The 18007-nt window shown below is 48.2% G+C and carries 13 protein-coding genes; 8 read left to right on the top strand and 5 right to left on the bottom strand.

All coding sequences use genetic code 11. The features are described from left to right. Nucleotides 1-250: 250 nt before the first annotated feature. The gene (locus M1Q06_RS03570) at nucleotides 251-706 is read left to right on the top strand and encodes a hypothetical protein (protein WP_434401634.1); all 456 of its coding nucleotides are present in this window, start codon (nucleotides 251-253) and stop codon (nucleotides 704-706) included. 142 nt (nucleotides 707-848) lie between these two features. On the opposite strand, the gene M1Q06_RS03575 is transcribed toward M1Q06_RS03570, so the two are convergent. Beyond that, entirely contained in the window at nucleotides 849-1118 is a 270-nt protein-coding gene (locus tag M1Q06_RS03575) for a LapA family protein (RefSeq protein ID WP_434401636.1), read from the bottom strand. Between the two features lie 467 nt (nucleotides 1119-1585). Here M1Q06_RS03575 and M1Q06_RS03580 point away from each other — a divergent pair, with 467 nt between their 5' ends. The 5 genes from M1Q06_RS03580 (at nucleotide 1586) to M1Q06_RS03600 (ending at nucleotide 9696) form a co-directional block, all read left to right on the top strand. Beyond that, nucleotides 1586-3625 carry a glycosyltransferase family 4 protein gene (locus M1Q06_RS03580; protein WP_434401638.1) on the top strand — a complete coding sequence of 680 codons (2040 nt, stop codon included), beginning with the start codon at nucleotides 1586-1588 and terminating at the stop codon, nucleotides 3623-3625. Beyond that, complete coding sequence (locus M1Q06_RS03585) at nucleotides 3615-4916, top strand: glycosyltransferase (protein WP_434401639.1); 1302 nt, start codon at nucleotides 3615-3617, stop codon at nucleotides 4914-4916. The genes M1Q06_RS03580 and M1Q06_RS03585 overlap by 11 nt, the downstream gene beginning before the upstream one ends. 30 nt (nucleotides 4917-4946) lie before the next feature. Continuing rightward, nucleotides 4947-6284, top strand: coding sequence for a uracil-xanthine permease family protein (locus tag M1Q06_RS03590; RefSeq protein ID WP_434401641.1), 1338 nt, complete (start codon nucleotides 4947-4949; stop codon nucleotides 6282-6284). A gap of 229 nt (nucleotides 6285-6513) precedes the next feature. After that, the gene (locus M1Q06_RS03595) at nucleotides 6514-8172 is read left to right on the top strand and encodes an SWIM zinc finger family protein (RefSeq protein WP_434401643.1); all 1659 of its coding nucleotides are present in this window, start codon (nucleotides 6514-6516) and stop codon (nucleotides 8170-8172) included. A 285-nt stretch (nucleotides 8173-8457) separates the two neighbouring features. Beyond that, a complete protein-coding gene (locus tag M1Q06_RS03600) occupies nucleotides 8458-9696 on the top strand; it encodes a DUF1572 domain-containing protein (RefSeq protein WP_434401645.1) in 1239 nt (412 codons plus the stop codon). 167 nt (nucleotides 9697-9863) lie between these two features. On the opposite strand, the gene M1Q06_RS03605 is transcribed toward M1Q06_RS03600, so the two are convergent. Continuing rightward, a complete protein-coding gene (locus M1Q06_RS03605) occupies nucleotides 9864-11321 on the bottom strand; it encodes an amidase family protein (RefSeq protein WP_434401647.1) in 1458 nt (485 codons plus the stop codon). 274 nt (nucleotides 11322-11595) lie between these two features. Between M1Q06_RS03605 and M1Q06_RS03610 the strand changes: the two genes are divergently transcribed. Further along, nucleotides 11596-14355 (top strand): M14 family metallopeptidase, encoded by a 2760-nt coding sequence (locus M1Q06_RS03610; RefSeq protein WP_434401649.1) that lies wholly within the window; start codon nucleotides 11596-11598, stop codon nucleotides 14353-14355. A 218-nt stretch (nucleotides 14356-14573) separates the two neighbouring features. After that, nucleotides 14574-15416: an aldo/keto reductase gene (locus M1Q06_RS03615; protein ID WP_434401651.1), complete on the top strand. Its 843-nt coding sequence runs from the start codon at nucleotides 14574-14576 to the stop codon at nucleotides 15414-15416. Nucleotides 15417-15551: 135 nt separating this feature from the next. On the opposite strand, the gene M1Q06_RS03620 is transcribed toward M1Q06_RS03615, so the two are convergent. From M1Q06_RS03620 to M1Q06_RS03630, 3 genes are all read right to left on the bottom strand, one after another. Beyond that, on the bottom strand, nucleotides 15552-16187 hold the full coding sequence (locus M1Q06_RS03620) for a peptidoglycan-binding domain-containing protein (RefSeq protein ID WP_434401653.1): 636 nt from the start codon (nucleotides 16185-16187) through the stop codon (nucleotides 15552-15554). Between the two features lie 75 nt (nucleotides 16188-16262). After that, nucleotides 16263-16715 (bottom strand): VOC family protein, encoded by a 453-nt coding sequence (locus tag M1Q06_RS03625; RefSeq protein ID WP_434401655.1) that lies wholly within the window; start codon nucleotides 16713-16715, stop codon nucleotides 16263-16265. A gap of 138 nt (nucleotides 16716-16853) precedes the next feature. Then, nucleotides 16854-17996, bottom strand: a complete 1143-nt coding sequence (locus M1Q06_RS03630; protein ID WP_434401656.1) for an MFS transporter — start codon at nucleotides 17994-17996, stop codon at nucleotides 16854-16856. Nucleotides 17997-18007: the final 11 nt, after the last annotated feature.

Below are 18007 nucleotides of genomic sequence, written 5' to 3' on the forward strand. Positions count from 1 at the left end.
GTCCTTTCTGTGTAAATGTATTTCAAGAAACAGTGTGTGTTCTTTTCTATGAACATACCCTGTAACTGATTTTAAAATTCCTAAAAGCGGGCACTTTCAAGGAGAGCTTAGAAATAAACTTTACATATAAGACTAGCAAAGCGCGTGATAGAATAACAGATAGTGAAATAGAAAATAAACGGCGCTGCCTTATAGTGTAGGTTGTGCAGCAGTCATAAACAATAGATGACTTGAAAGGATGGGTAGCGAAATGAACAAAATGGTTGAACAAAAAATGAACGAAATGACAGACGTCTTTAACAGCCTGCCAAATTGCCGGGTTGAAACGAGTGAGGACGGCAGGATATTGATCTTGAGCGAGACCCCGGTTCCGTGGAGCGATACGATTGAGAAGAGAGACGCACACTCCGCGTATAAAATCGGCTCCATCACGCCTCACAAATCCGCGCTCGGCCTCTACATCGATTTCCCACATAATTTGCTGGACATCGACCGTGTAGAAGACATCGTCGACCCGGAAATCACCTTGACGTATTTTGAGCCAGGCACGAAAACGTCCACAGCAAAAAGCTGGTGGCGCTTCCGCTCGGACGAGAAATTCGACAGCGTCCATATGGTTTTGAGAAAAACGGAGTTGGAGTTGTATGATTTCAAACGGGACGACTGGGTCGGCTTGATGGAAGAGATCACCGCTGTTCATAAATAAATCGTCAGATGCAAAAGTCGTATCCAAAATATCGGATACGGCTTTTGTGTTTTCATTAAAAAGAGCCCCCATTGATATGGGGACTTTTTCTATGGCGATTGGCCTGTTCCACATCGATTTCTCTCAAGCAGCAACTGGAAATTTACGAAGCAGAGACGTTTTTCTTATGTTTGACAGGATTGCCTTTTTGCATGGCTTTCATATCTTTTTGCAAAGAGTAAATCTTGGCAAGCGCCACCGATCCACTTAACAGGAATCCCATCAATGCAGAAACTAAGATGACAAGGATGAGCGGCCAATCCGCAGTGCCGAAAACAAAATTGACAGACACCGTGTCCACATTAATAACTGCGAAAATAGTGATCAAGACAGCGAACGCAAACGCGATCAACACGAGCGACTGGAGTTTCATATGCGTACCCTCCTTTTAAACGAATGTGATAAAAGGGAACAGGCTTTCAACGATTATGTAATTTGTCGGCTCGCGATGACAGCGTCTAGCTGCGATAACCCAGGTTCGCTAAAATATAGCTATATTGTACACCTTGCCAACGTGTAAACATATCAAAAAGATCTCGTATTATCCAATTAATGATAAAAGTGTTTTCGATCGGAACTCACTTGTGTTTGCATACAAATTCACACCAACTGATTCACCCGTTATCTCTTGTTCCCGCTTGTCCAGCAAACGACGCAGCATAAAGAAATACTGTATAAGGAATGGAGTATATTTGCCCCTAATTGCTTCAATATTTATGGAATTAATTGGCATCCTTCGTTTTATTAAAGAAAATGATCAGGCGTCTGCGTATATAGTAGCATCATCTGTGGTATAGAATAGGAAGAAATTAATCTGCTAAACGCATCGGAGGATGAAAAATGAACGAGTTTATTGAGTTTAGAAATCGTGTGTACGATCAAGACAGCAAATATGGCTATCCTCTCCAGTTTTTAGACGAGTACATACATAACAGCAAGGCCATAAACTCCGATGAAGCCAAAGTGATCGAGCAAATTCGGACGATCAAGCAGCTGGAGCTGAAAAAACAGCTAAGCGAAACAGAAATAGAGCAGTGGATCACCTTTTTGGGAGAGCATCCCACTACAGACCGATTTATCGTAGATGCTCTGTTGAACGCATTGGATGATGACACCAAGCCAATACTTGAGCGGAAAATAAAAGACCTACTGGCAAGCCAAGGCTACGGTAGCCAAAAGCTCTATCATGTTGTGGATATATGTATTGAATGCGGCATCGATAGTGTAAGCGATGACGACCTGTCATTTATGCTCGAGACATATAAAGAGGATTTGGAGATCACTTCTCTTTTGCTCGACTATCTAGAGCGTTTCAGCAGAACAGGATTTCAAGATGCTATCTATAATGTATTGGCCTCGGATTACCCGAATAGCATCAAAATCCAAGGAATCAATGTATTAAGGAATGTGTACCCAACGGAAGTTTTGGATCCATCCGTTATGCAGAATAATGTAATGAATGATCACAACAAAGTGTTTATGGAAAGTTACCTGGACTTTCTTGAGAGCGATTTTGCATTCGACAAGCAGGGCATTTCCATTTTGCAGTCAATGTTTTACGGTGATTTTGAAGACAGCGGAAAAGGGAATAATGGCGGCTTAGCCGTCTTATTAAAGAGTTTGGGCGAAGAGGTATCGAAAGACAGCCGGATCTCCCACGTGTTTACGATTACGATCACGCAAGAATCCAATAAGCCGTTTATCAGCTTCCACGGGGATAAACACATCTTCATCCGGTTACCGATCTATTTGGACCAGTCCAGGTCGGACAAATTCATCAAACGAGAGCTATTTATCAAACGGCAGATCGCCAATTTTTTAAAGAGCTCCAACATCAAGCCCGATGTGTTTCATATCCGGTTTTTGGACAACGCCTCAAAAGCGGTGGCTCATCTAAGCAAGGAGTTGAACAGCAAACTGGTCTTCACGCTCACGCCGGACCCGCACCGAACGATGTTTGACGGGTCGGGGCAGTTAAAAGAACTGGCATTTAACGAGCTCATCGAAAAGCTCAACAAGATCAAAATCGGCGACGAATTGATCCGCACAAGCGATGGAATCGTCGGAATCGGGAATGGAGACGTGAAAACCGAACTTGCGGTTTATTTCCCTCAATTTCAAGAAAGTGATGTAGACGGGAAAATCAAAATGATCGGTGAAGGCATCCACACAGGCCAACCCATTGATACAGAAAATGACGCCGCCTATTCAACGCAATTAATGGAATGGAGCGAAACGAATCAAGCGTTTTTCGAAAAACCGATTATCTTAAACGTCGGGAGATTGGCTGTGTTAAAAGGGCAGATGGAATTGCTGCAAGCGTGGGCAAACTCCAAGCTTTCGGAAACCCATAACCTGCTCATCATCGGTGGAGACTTAGAGAAGCCGAGTCCAGAAGAAGCAATGGTCATCGATTTTTTCAAGGATTACGTGCAGCAGAATCCTCAATTCAACGGCCGGTTCATGCATCAAGGGGCCATGTCGAATTCGGATATCAGAGCGCTTGAGAGAAAGATTATCCAGCAGGACTTTGACTATCCGCATATCTACCTGTGCTCGAGTGCAAAAGAAGAATTTGGCATCGCGATTTTAGAAGCGATGTCGATCGGGTTCCTCACGCTTGGCCCGGTAAAAGGCGGCGTGAAAAGTTATATGAAGAATGGCGAAAATGGATTTTTGATCGACACGAGCAATTGGGAAACGATTGCGAAAGACACAGAAACCCATCTGTACGATTCGGTGGTCGATCAAGAGGCAATTCGAAAAATCCAAGCGGCGGGGCAAAAAACGGTCGAAGAAAACTTTTCGATTCAAAACATTTCCAATGAATTTGCGTCATTTTACGCGTCTGTAAAAGGAGAAAAAGCAAATGAAGTATAAAAAAATCTTTGTGATCAGCCCGCCTTTTTATTCGCATTTCAACCCCTTGCTCGTATTGGCCAAGAGTTTTCAAGAACACGGCGCCGAAGTGACAGTTGGCTGCAGCATCGAGTTTAAGGACAAAATCCTGGAAGAAAACTTGAATTTTTACGAGATCGACATCAGTGCTAATAAAAATACGGGGACAAGTGAAGACACCGCCCAACCGGATACGGAGAGAATGAGACTCGAAGAATTCTTCGAGTCGACCAAAAAAGGTGCCGTGGAAACACTGATCACGCAGTCCCACCATAGAAAAGCGGATATGCTGTATAACCCGCAAAAGTTGATCGACAATATTAAAGTCATCGATGATTCCATGGATGTGGATCTTTACGTCGTCGATATCCTGTCTTATTCGGTTACGCTGAGCTTGTATTTCTTGGGGCTGCCTTTTGTGACGTTCTGCCCGCCCCATCCGAACACCATTCCACGGGACGGGCGGTATTTCAATGTGCCGAAAAACTGGCCACAGGCGATCACGGTCGAGGAAGACGATTTGGCGAAGCTCAAGCAAGTGTCCACCCAAACGCAGCAAGAGTTTACGGAAGTGTTCAATAGCATCATCACGAAAAATAAATCAATTGACACCATCAGCAATGCGTTTAGCTTAGTCTCTGACATCGCGGTTATCTACAATTATTTTGATTTCAACAATATTGAAGAAACTGACGATAACCCGAAGGAATTATTCATCGGAAATTCATTCCAGGCGGTTGAGCTAGACAAACAATGGCTGGAAAAAATAGAGACAGACGAAAAAATCATCATGATCAGTTTGGGGACGTTTTTATCGAACCGAAAAGACGTGCTGGAAAAACTGATCCTGTCGGCGAGAGAAAGCCATCCGGATGCACTGTTGATCGTATCGGCAGGCAGCCATGCAGAGGAACTTAAAAAATACAGCTCGCACAATACAATCATCGAAGGATTTATCCCTCAAGTTGCGCTGATGCAGTATGTCGACACCGTGGTCTTCCACGGGGGATGCAATACCTTGACGGAAGCGATGTACCACGGGAAAGAGATGGTCATCCTGCCGTTTTCCAGTGATCAGTTTAATATCGCATATGATATTGAGAAGCATAATTTAGGGAAAGTGCTGGATCCGAATAATTTCAGCAAGGAACAATTGGGCACGGCATTGAATGAGTTAGAAGCGGTTTCTAAAGAAAATTTACTGTATTGGCGAAATGTCTCAAGAGACAGAGGCGCGGATTATGCGGTGAAGAAGATATTGGAGATTGAATAATAGCTAAAGAAAATGGAAAAGAGGTGTTGTATGAAGGAAGTAGTTGGAGCTGACACGAAGGCAAGGAATACCAATAAATACGATGTGGATGGTGTGCCTCCATTAAGAGAAGCCATCCCGTTAGGATTGCAGCATATTTTCGCAATGTTTTTAGGGAATGTGGCTGTCCCGATTATCATCGCGGGGGCGGTTGGCATCACCGGAGCGGATTTGACGATTTTGATTCAAAGCGCCATGGTCATGGCTGGAATTGCAACGATCATCCAATGTTACCCAATATGGCTGGTCGGGGCGCGCCTCCCGGTCGTGATGGGAACGAGTTTTGGATTTTTGCCGACTAATCTCGTTATCGCCGGTTCCTACGGCATAGGCGGATTATTGGGTGCCAGCCTGATCGGTGGTTTATTCGGCGGAGCCTTAGGGTTTTTCATCAGGAAAATAAGAAGATTCTTTCCGAAAATCGTCACCGGTACAGTCGTGCTGACAATCGGGTTGTCGCTATTGCCTACAGGGATTGTCTCGATGGCTGGAGGCAGCGGGTCTGAGAATTTCGGGTCAGCTAAAAACTGGTTGGTGGCGTTACTGGTACTTGCCATTGTGCTGTTTCTCAATCGATATGCAAAGGGCATGGCGAAAACATCCTCCATTTTAATCGGTATTATTATTGGATATTTAGTGGCTCTGCCGCTGGGGATGGTCGAATTTACCGCTATGAGAGAAGCTAGCTGGTTTTCAGTTCCACAACCCTTCTATTTCCCGATGGAATTTTACTGGGGCGCGATCCTTCCTATGATGATCATGTTTATCGTGACATCGGTTGAGACCGTTGGCGATGTAACCGCCATGACAACCGGCGGAGCGGGCAGAGAACCTACAGAAAAGGAACTCTCCGGTTCAGTCATCGCCAATGGCTTCACCTCATCTCTTGGCGCGATTTTTAATTCCTTGCCGAATACCTCATTTAGCCAAAATGTAGGGATGATCGCATTTACAAAAGTCATGAGCAGATATGTCGTAGCTCTGGGCGCTGGATTTTTAATATTGGCAGGCCTTATCCCTAAGATTGGAGCTTTAATCTCCACAATGCCCCCAGCAGTTATTGGCGGCGCGACAGTCATCATCTTTTCCCAGATTACCTTAACCGGGATAGACATCCTGACATCAGAACCTTTGAATGAAAGAGCCAAGATCATCATTGGCTTGTCTTTAGTATTCGGTCTCGGATTAAGCCAAGTACCCGATGCGATGAACGAATTTCCGGAAGTTATCAAGTTATTGTTCGGCGGATCGGGCATCACCATCGCCTGCTTTATGGCGATCGCCTTGAACCAGATCATTCCGGAAGAGCCGAAGAAAGAAGAAGCTTAGAGAGAATCACGCGTTTTGTTGAACGTGATTCCGTGTATTCTTAAGCGTAAACTGAAAAAAGACTATCACCTCTATGCTAACCAAGTTCATATCCGATACATTCAACACCCGCTGCAGCAATGTAGCGGGTGTTGTTTTATTTTTTGCATAGATTACTATTTTTATCCGAAAAGAACTTCCTGTTCATCCCAAATCCCTTCAGGTTATAATCAGCTCAGGGGGAATTCTCGTGAATTTAAAAAACCTGGAAATATATGTTCCGGCGAAGCTTTATAACCGGGGCGTGGATTATTTTGAGCAAGGTTTCGTAGAACAATTGACGGAAGATGGGCCGAATCGCTGGCATGCGTTGGTAGCGGGCACACACGATTACGAGGTGTCTATCAACTTGAATAAAGACGGGACGATTGCCGGTTCTTATTGCACTTGCCCGTTTGAATCGGATTCACTGTGCAAGCATGAAGTGGCGGTGTGCTTGGCGATCCGTGAGCATAAAGAAGTGAACGGTACGACTGCGGTAGATGTGCTGGCACAATTAAAGACACTAAAAAAAGCGGAGCTGCTGGACATCCTGGAGGAACTGGTGGAGAAACAGCCAGTAGTTCATCGTTATTTGACGGAGAAATTCGCGGAGACGAGCGAGATGGATGAAGAAAAAGCACGCCGGATGATTCAGCTGTCAGCTTACCGAGCTGTCCGCAATGGTTTTATCGAATGGGACCGGACAGGCTTGGCACTTGAAGGTGTTGAGGAAGTGCTCGAGTTTTCGGATGGCTTGGATTCGAAGGACGATGGCGAAAAGATCATCCGACTCAGTTTGGTCGTTATCAAGGAATGCACCGGCATGCTGCAAATCGCGGACGATTCATCCGGAGAGATCAGTTCAGTGATTGACGAAAGCTTGGAAAAGATTGACGAAGCACTGAGAGAGTGGCCGGGAGAAGTGGATGCAGAGACTGTGGATAGGATGCTCGAATTGCTGTATCCGCATATCCTATTTGGATTGGCTCAGGACATGACAGACGCACCGAATGATTTGGTGGAATCTATCTTGCGATGGAGTAAGAGTGGTAATTATGCAGACAAGTTTTATGGTTTTATTGAAAAACTAATTGCTAGTAACGAGACGCAAAGCAAGACGTACAATTATATAGAAGAGCGGTTCCGGGTGTACCAACTATGGGTGTTGCAAAGAGACGGCGGGCAGGATGCTGTTGAAGCGTTTTACGCAAAGCATCATAGCTATCCGGCTATCCGTAAAGCCCAAGTTCTGCAGGCGCTGAGAACCAGAGAATTCGAGAAAGCCCTTAAGCTATGTGAAGAGTCGGAGAGACTGGATGCGAATTTAGCCGGTCTTGTGTATGAATGGAAACAGCTGCGTTTTAAAGCCTACGAAAAAATGGGCAACACAGCGGAGATGATCGACCTCAGCTTTCAGTTTGCACTGGAAGGGGAGGAAGAATATTACTTTAAGCTGAAGAGTTTAATGAATCCCGAGCAATGGCCGAATAAGTTGGAGGCGCTTCTGGCTGAGATGAAAAACCGTCCGCGGAGCCGACCTTTGTATCTCGGGATTCTAATTGAAGAAAAGAGGATGGAAGAGCTGCTAGATTATTGCCGGAGGGATATCTCTGTAATCGAGCAGCTGTATCCGCACCTGTTGGCGGATTATCCGCATGAAGTGAATGAAATCTATACGGCTTACATTTACCAGCAAATCGATCGGGCTTCCAACCGAAAAGCCTATTGGACTGCCTGTCAAAAGATCAAGTCTTTCAAAGTTGCGCTCGGCCCTCAAGCGGCGTCTCAGTTGGTCGAAGAAATCAAGTTCATGTATCCAAAACGGCCAGCGCTATTGGATGAGTTGGGGAAGCTGGACTTGGGATAATGGTTTTGCTCGCTGGGAAGAGGGAACGAAGTCTTAGGGTGCCATAGTTCGACTATAAAAGAAGGCTGGGTGCGCTATCGCTCAGCTGATGCAGTCCGAGTGGTATAATTATGGTCAAGTTGAAGATGTTTCAGCAAACGGTAACCACCTACAATCCTGGCAGGGAGAAGGTGGTTGCTTTTTTGTGGATTGCGACTCCAGCGGTTAATGCTCAAAAGCTTCTTCCTATCCTTTATGGCAATTTTTTTAGTAAACTATGAATTACCAAAGAAATGAGGCATACGTATGGAATATATTTATTTACTGATTGCGGCAATCATAGTGATAGTAGTAGGTGTCTTTGTTTACTTCAAAAAGAATAAAGGCGCATCTATTCAAATAGAAGAAACGCCTAGTGAAAGCGTGGAAGAAGCGGTTGAAATTGAGGAGCCTGAGCCTGAGCCGGAAGACGACGACAGCCATTTGAACCCGGTCGTGACCGAAGTGGAGGATGCGGAACTCGTCAAGAGCGGCTATAAGCGAATCGAAATCCCTGCGAATATGATTCCGGTGATCGCTGAGACCTTAAAAGACGGAGCGATAATTTTCCACCAAAGCCGGACGTTCCGCGTGCAGTTCAGCCCGGAAGTGGTGAAAGGCTTGAAGGATAAGAGCATGACGCTCATTGAGCGGGTCAATGGCAAAGGCTATATGCCGGCGGTGAAAAAAGATGGCGTGAAAGGAATTTATGAGCAAGTGGTCTTGGTGAAACGAGTGAATCCTGGGCTTGTGGCTCATGCGAGCATGAGCTTGTTGACGACCGTGGTCGGCCAGCAGCAACTCATGGAAATTCAAAGTTCATTGAAGAGCATGGAGAAAAAACTCGAGACACTCATTCAACACCGGGAACACGATTTCGCGGGGAAGATCGATGCGCGGTTCGGCTATTTCAAAGAAGTCATCGAACGCTTCCGGAGAAATGGCATCACACTAGGCGGCGTGGAAGACGCGGAAATCGAAGGCTTTTACACGGCGACGCTGCAGGACTTGAAAGTGCTGACGAAAGATTTGAAAGCGATCGTCGCAGACGTCGAGAACTTGAAAGAGCATGAAACGCTGCGGAAATGGGGAGAAGCCCCGGTGAAAAAAGAGTACGAGCAACTTATCGGGCGCTTCAACGCCAAACAGGAATTATTGCTGTTAAATGTGCAGTTTATTCAGGAATGCTACGAGCCGTATTTGCGGACCATCCGCAATTACGAAGAAGCCGACGTAAAATCGCAGACTTTGGCAGAGATCGTGGCGGAGAATCATGCGTTGATTCAAGGCATTGAAGAGAAAGTGAAAAGCATTGAAGAAAATTATAAAGTGAAGATCAACTTCGGTCTGAAGGCGTTGAAGTATCGGAACTTGGAGAGCTTGAAAGAACTGGCTCCTGTGAAGATTAATGAGCAACAAGCTGCCGAGCAGGAGGTTCCTTCTGAAGTGTTGGTTGAAGTGACGGAAGATGAGAAAGCTTATGCGTATGTGCCGCGGAGAAAGTGAATGTCCCTGTGCACCACACAATTCTGCAGACAAAACCCTTGATGTATAGGGGTTTGTGTAGCGTGACGCCCCTGTGCAAGACACAATTCATGACAAAAACACCCTCCACTGAAACGTCGGCAAAACGCCAGGCGCTCAGTGTAGGGTGTTTTTTCGTGTCTATAAAATCACTGCAATTCCAGATCCGGTGCAACCCGTTTCTGCGTCGCCTGTTCATAAGAATAAGCCAGTTCAATTAACCGTGCTTCGCTGAATGCCTGAGCGCTGAACGTCACGCCAACCGGATGACCATCTTTTGTGTAGCCGGCTGGAACGGTAATGGACGGATAGCCCGCTTTGGCCGGCATTGCTGCGCCGCGGTTGTTTTGGAAGAGGAGCGCATTGAGTTTATGTTGTTGCATGACATGGTCGATGCCTTCTGTCGTAGAAGTGCGCCAATCAATTTCGCGGTGCTCCAAGTAAGTTGCATCGTTCAAATCGTCGCTCAAGCCTTGTGCTTTCTCCAGTTCCGCTTGGCCGAACTTCATGCGGCGCTCAGGGTCTTGCTTGTTGAATGCGATGACATCCGCAAGTGATTTGACCGGCACTTCGTCAGGTGTAGTGGCGAGATAGTCGTTGACGCCGCGCTTGAATTCGTACCATAAGACGTCCGATTCAAACTCCTGCTGGGGAATCGTCAATTCAACCACGGTGGCACCGAGTGCTTTTATTTGCTCGATCGCCGCGTCCATGATGGCGCGTTCTTCCGGTGCTTCGTTGTTCAAGAATGATAAGTCGACGCCGATGCGCGCGCCTTTCAAGCCGTCTGTTTTGAGGTGCGGCGTGTAATCGCTGAGTGCGCATGCTGTGCTCCCCAGTGTCGCCGGATCCTGTTCATCGACACCGGTCATGGCGCCAAGCAGAATCGCGGCATCCGCCACGGTGCGTGCCATCGGTCCGGCAGTATCTTGGCTCTCGGCGATCGGGATGATGCGCGAGCGGCTGATGAGCCCAACAGTCGGCTTGATGCCGACAATGGAGTTGGCGCTGGATGGACTGAGGATCGACCCTGACGTTTCGGTGCCGACTCCGACTACCGCGAAGTTCGATGCGATCGCAGCGCCCGTTCCGGAACTCGAGCCGCCGACGTCTTCTGGTTTGAAAACATCGATGCCGTACGGATTTTTCACTTGTCCGGCAAGTGAGCTATAGCCACTCGGCCCGTCTTGCGACATGAAATACGCCCATTCGCTCAAATTTACTTTGCCGAGAATGATGGCGCCGGCATCGCGCAGTTGCTTCGCGACGAACGCATCTTCTTTCGCGAAATTGTGTTCGAGCGCGATGGCACCGGCAGTGGTTGGCATCTTGTCTTTCGTTTCGATATTGTCTTTCAATAAAACTGGAATTCCGTAGAGCGGGCCTTGCTCAGTTTGTCCGCGCTTTTCGTCCAGCTCGGCTGCGATTGCCAACGCGTCTGGATTGATCGCCCGGACGGAATTGATTTTCGGTCCGTTTTGATCGAGTGCTTCGATCCGGTCGAGATAGGCTTGGACCAATTCGACGGAGGTCAGTTTTTGATCACGGAACGCTTGTTGGATATCTTCAATGGTCGCTTCGATTAGTTTAAATGTACTTGTTTCCATAGGTAGGCTCCTCGCTAATTTGCTGTACTTTCTTTAATTGTACATGAATTCCTAATTTTGCATTGGTCGATGTCCCTGTGCACGACACAATTCTCTGGGTGAAAATCCTATTGTAGCAGGGTTTATATGTTGAGACGTCCCTGTGCATCACACAATTAACTGGAATAAAGTCCTATTTTTAAGAATTAATCCTTTTGCCTACTTCGGATTACGAAATATTCTGTTACATTAAGAGCTGGTAATAAAAATTTCAAGGTGAAGGGATGTTATGTGGATGAAGAAAGTTTTTGCAGGATGGCTCTCGGTAATGCTGGTATTGTCAGCATTTGTGCCGACAATGGCCGCAAATGAAACGGGGGCTAGCGCGACTGAACAAGCGACTGCGCTTGAAGTGAGCCGTTCGGTCTTTTCATTGACCGAAGCGCGCACCGTCGAAGTATCGGCTGATCTAGGCGAAGGAGTCGACTTGGAAGATGTCGAATTCCAGTTTGGCGGAAAGCCATTGTCTGAATGGCAGCAATGGACAGAAGGCCAAAACTACAATGGCGATCCGTTCATCACGGTCGTGGAAGAGCCTTCTTTTGTGGAAGGCACGAACAAAATCACGGCAGTACTGGAATTCGGTTTGCTGTACGGAACGGCTGATTTGTCCAACCGGACCATCCGCACGCAATACCAGCAATTTATCGGCGACTATGAACTGGCGCTGATTGATTCGGCAAGCGGCGACAAAGCGGCAGCGACTGTCGAATTGAATGTCTATGATGAGTTCAAGTTTTACGATGAATTAAAACCAGCGATTGATGATATTTTTGAAGCCGCTGAAGAAGATGCGGACAATGATCGTTACCTCGAGTATCAGACCGTCGGCAAAACGGTGGAAGGGCGCGATATTCATTTCGTCATCTTGGCACGAGATGAAGCAGCGGTCAATCAGTATTTGAATGAAACTTTGCCGACTGCACTCGAAGATCCGGAAAGTTTGATTGAAAAACTCGAGAACGATACGATGGGCGATTACCAAGTGCCGATCTGGTTCAATAATATCCACCCGGACGAAGTGGAAGGCGTGGATGTGCAAGTCGAGTTGTTGGAGAAATTCGCTTTGGAAGATGAAGTGAAATTCATGAATACAGACGGCGACACGGAATTCGAAGAAAACTTGAACGTGGACGAAGTGCTGGACGATGCGATTTTCCTCTATATGTTCACGAGCAACCCGGACGGCAGAGCAGCCAACACGCGCGCGAACGCTGAGGGCTTTGACTTGAACCGTGACAATGCGTACCAGACGCAAGTGGAAACGCAGCAAGTGAATGAAGTGCTGTCGAAATGGACGCCACTATCGTTCGTGGATTTCCACGGCTATGTGGATGGGTTCTTAATCGAACCGGCAACACCGCCGCATAACCCGAACTTTGAATACGATTTATTGATCGACAATATGATGGAACAAGCGAATGCGATGGGGCAGGCAGGAATCGCCAATTCAGAGCTGACATCGTATTTCATTGCCAAAGACGGCTATGGTTCCGGCTGGGATGATATGACGCCAGCGTACACGGCGATTTACGCGATGCTCCACGGCGCGCTCGGCCATACAATCGAAGTGCCGACATTGAGCCAGGACGGCTATAATGCGTTGGTCGGCAGTGGCCTTGGTGCGGCAAATTATGTGCATGACAATAAAGACCAATTGTATAAAGAGCAATTGGAGATTTTCAAGCGCGGCGTGGACGGCGAAGATAACCGTGCCGTCGATGAATATTACGTCAATGCGGCAGGTGAAGTGATCGGCCGTGACCGCGGAGACAATGAAAACTTTTTCCCGGATTATTACGTGATTCCGACAGATGACAAGAACCAGAAGAATGCATTGGAAGCGTATAAGATGGCGGATTATTTGATCCGCAACGGCGTGGAAGTCGAAAAGACCGTGAAACCTGTCGAAGTGGACGGTGTCACGTATCCGAAAGGCACATTCATCGTGCCGATGGACCAGGCGAAACGCGGCTTGGCGAATGCCATGCTCTATGAAGGCGATAACGTTTCTGACTGGGACGCGATGTATGACCCAATCGTCGTCAACTTCTCTGATTTGAGAGGCTTTGATTTGGAAGAAGTTCGTGTTGAAAATGCATTTGACGGGAAAACGCAAGAGCTTGAAGAAGCGGTCATTCCGACAAGCACGGTAAAAGGCAACCCGCCGAAACAGATTCTCGAAAATTCTACGAACGATGCGATCCGTGTTGTCAACGCATTGCTTGCTGACGGCAAGACGGTGGAAGTGTTGACGGAAAGCAAAGGCAAAGCGGAAGCAGGCGATTTCGTCGTTGCGACGAACGACCTTCGCGCGTATGCCGATGACTATTATTTTGAAACGCAAGTATTCGGCAACGGCAAAAATGTCGAAACCGAAGTGCTGGAGCAGCCGAGTGTTGCGGCAACCGGTTCTGCGCAGCTGAACTTCTCGTTGCGCCAGCTTGGCTTTGAACTGACGGACGCTGCAGGAGCGGATGTCATCGTCAGCGATGGCGGTTCATTTAATGCAGCACAAGTGACCGGCAAAACCTTTGTCGGGATCGGTGCACCTGCTTTGAATGCTGTGAGTAAGAGCGGCTTGCTTCCAGGCTTTGCGTATACAAGCACCGGAAGCAGACACGAAGGACTCGTGAAAGCAGACGTCGCGGAGCATCCGCTGACTGCTGGGTACGAGCAGGAAGAAAATCTCTACGTCACAACCGGTTCATGGATTTCTGGCGTTCCTGAAGGCGCAGACGTACTCGCGAGCTTCCAGGACAGCGACGATTTCTACCTCGCCGGCTGGTGGCCTGGGTATGAACAAGCACAAGGCCAAACGATGGCGATCACGGCCGAGCAGGGAGAGACGACATTCAATTTGTTTGCCAACTCTCTCGCATTCCGTGCCCATACCGAGCACAGCTACCGTTTCATTGCGAATTCGATTTATGATGCGGTGAGTGTTGAGGCTGAGGTGGTTGAGAAGGGGAAAGGAAAAGGGAAGAAGCAGTAGGTGTCCCTGTGCACCACACAATTCTCTAGGTGAAAACCTTGAGATAGCGGTGTTTGCATGACGCGACGCCCCTGTGCACGACACAATTCGAGATCCGCTCCATTCGAAAATGGAGCGGATCTCTTTTTATTCGCCAGAGAAACTTCGGAAGCCGAATGATTTGAATTCATAGAGCTGTAAGAGTAATCTGAAAATAGATTTGAGAGGAGTGGAAGTAGATGGTAAAAGCAATTCCAGAAGTGACATTAAATGACGGCACTACTTTACCGGTAACAGGGCTCGGTACATATGGACTGTGGGGAAATGCCGGAGCAAACGCCGTCAGCAGCGGCATCAACGCAGGATACCGCTTGATCGACACGGCGTATAACTACGAAAATGAAGGCGCGGTCGGCGAAGGCATTCGGCGCAGCGGCATTCCCCGTGACGAGCTGTGGGTGACTTCCAAGCTTCCGGGGCGCTACCACACATACGAAAAAGCCTTGGTGACAATCCAGGAATCGCTATTCCGCGCGCAATTGGATTATTTCGACCTCTATCTGATTCACTGGCCTTTGCCAAATCAAGATACGTACGTGGAAGCTTGGCAAGCTTTGATCGACGCGCAGAAATGGGGGCTCGTCCGCTCGATCGGCGTCAGCAATTTCCTGCCCGAGCACTTGGAGCGCATAATCAAAGAAACGGGCGTGAAGCCGAGCGTGAACCAAGTGGAATTGCATCCATTCTTCAACCAGGCGCATCAGCGAAAAGTGCACACGGACCTCAATATCCAAACGCAGTCGTGGAGCCCAATCGCCAGAGCGAAGGATATCCTGACGAATGACACCATCAGCCAAATTGCCAAAGCCCATCATAAAACCATCGCGCAAGTCGTGTTGCGCTGGCAATATCAAATCGGCTCGGTGTCGATTCCGCGTTCCACCTCGCCTGAGCGCCAACGCGAAAACCTGGCCATTTTCGACTTTGAATTAAGCGACAGCGAAATGGCGGCGATTTCGGAATTGTCCCGTCCGGATGGAAGGTTGTTTGATATGGACCCGGCGACGCATGAGGAGTTTTAATGAAAAGCTAAGTAGCTTAAGCCATTTGAAAATGATTTGTGCTGAACTTCATTCTAAAAAATCAAGTTCTGCAACAAACTAGAAGACCCGCCAATCCGTTTAGGGATCGGCGGGTCTTTAGGCTTTTTTTGAAAATCAATATTCCCCGTACAACGCCGTCCACGTTTTGACCCCAACAATGCCATCGACGTGCAATCCCTTATCGGCCTGATATTGCCGAACGTTCCGATTGGTCTCGGGTCCGAAGATGCGATCGACTTCCGTTTTCAATCCGTAGTCGTTCAACGTCCATTGCAGAAATTCCACTTCGATGCGCTGACTGCCTTGGCGCAAGGTGTATTGGTGTTCCGGTGCGATCGCCATTACATTCTTCAGCCTGGCGGGCAATTTGGTGTCATCCGAAGGCTGTTGATGTTCGGCGTAAATGGCGACCCACGTATACATGCCGACGATGCCGTCGACTACGAGGCCTTTATCCTGCTGGTATTGCCGGACGTTCCGGTCGGTCTTTGGCCCGAAGATGCCATCGACTTCCGTTTTCAAACCGTAATCGTTCAAGGTCCACTGCAGCAGCTCGACTTCAATCCGTTTGCTTCCTTGGCGCAGTGTGAATTGATGCTCCGGGGCGATGTCCATCAGGTTCTCGAGGTTTTCGGGCAGCTGGTCTTCTGTTGCCGATCCGTGGCTTGCGGCAGCGGCTGAATCAAAAGACAAGGGAAGTGCAGCGAATAATCCGAATGCAAGAAGCAGTGGAAGCCAAATTTTCTTCATGGCGGATTCCTCCCGAATGATTAGTTGCTTCATGTATACCCGCTTCATTATCAAAAACAACGGAATGTCTGTGGTCTAAGGATTCTCGAGCGGTTCCGCAAGACCAACGAGAATCCCTTCAGGCCCTCGGATATAACAGAGCCGGTATGCGTTTTCGTATTGCACCACTTCGCCAACAAGCTTGGCGCCGTGTGTCGTGAGTCTAGCGACCATGTCGTCGATATTTTTGACCGCGAACATGACGCGTAAATACCCGAGTGAATTGACCGGGGCTGTCCGGTGATCGCTGGTAACAGACGGTGTGAGAAAGCGTGACAATTCTATCCGGCTGTGTCCGTCCGGCGTCACCATCATGGCGATTTCGACTTGCTGGTTGCCGAGCCCCGTGACGCGTCCTGTCCATTCGCCTTCAATCATGCCGCGGCCTTCGAGCTCCAAGCCGATTTCTTCGAAGAATGCGATGGCGTCGTCGAGTGACTCCACGACGATGCCGACGTTGTCCATACGGAGCAATTGGTTGTTCTCCATGGGATTGCCTCCTTCCTTTTGAATAGTGATGGTTCATATCCATTCTCTTTAAAGCGACGGATTCCTTCCGAATAAAAAACGGGAACGATGCCAGTAAAGCATCGTTCCCGTTTTCGTTTCCTAAACAGATGAACTCGGCTACGTAGCGTTTTCCTGTGTCGAATCGGGCTGGGCATTTGTTTTAATGAAGATAAACAGCAGGCCGATCGCTGCGAATGATAAAAAGGCAATCGGATAGGACATGCTGTCGATCAAGATGCCCGCTGCGATCGATCCAATCGATTGGCCGATGCCGAGCGAGAAGAATGACAAGCTTACGCCGACAGAAGGCGTATCCGGGAAATGGCGCGTGCCCCAGACGATGAATAAGCCGGTCATGAAAATGAATGAGATGCCGAACAGGATTGCCGACAGGAAAATCGAAGCAGGGTGCGGAATGGTCAGGGTGACAAGAGATGCGGTCGCGACCAACACGCCGAGACGGTAAGACCAGCCGAGCCCGATGCGCTGAATGATGGTCCCGGCGATGCCGCCGATGATGCCGGCGGCGCCCATGACGATCCAGAAGACCATGCTTCCGCTTGTCGAGAAATCGTGCGTTTCGGTCAAGTAGCTTCGTGAAAAGGTCCAATAAATGGAGGAGCTGAAACCGATGCCTATTGCTGCGAGAATCATAAAGCGCGCTTCGCTGAGCAGGCTTAGTTTAAACTTGCTGCCAGTGGATTGTTCCGGTTCTTGTTTCGCTCGCTTGATCGCGCGTGCATTCCACCACAGCGTCAAAAATGCCAGAATCGCGAACAGCACATAGCCCCAGCGCCATTGCTCGGCAAATACCAATGCGACAGGGCCGCTCGCGACGACCCCGACGCTCGTTCCTGTATTAATCCACGTATTGCCTTTGTCGCGTTCGCGGCTCTCAAGTGATTGTGCAACGACTTGGCTGAAGGCGGGGGAGACCCAGCCGCTACCGAGTCCTGCGACAAATGCGCTGATGGCAAGCGTATAGAAGCCTTGCGACATAGCCATTCCGAGCATGCCGATAAAAGCGGTGGCTCCTGAATATAATACGACGTGGCGCGCGCTCTGTTTATGGATGAATAGAGCGGCAGTCACCAAGGCCAGTGTATAGGCGGCATAAGCCACCGAACCGATCAGTCCCGACTGGCTTTCGGATAGGTTTAAGGTGCTGCTGATTTCCGGCAAGAACAAGCCGAAACTGTATCTGGCGAAGGCATACGTGACGCCGATCATGGCGATGCCGGGTAAAACAATTTTCCACATAATTATTCACT

This window comes from Planococcus sp. 11815, from assembly GCF_051096385.1.
GTDB classification, from domain to species: domain Bacteria; phylum Bacillota; class Bacilli; order Bacillales_A; family Planococcaceae; genus Planococcus; species Planococcus citreus.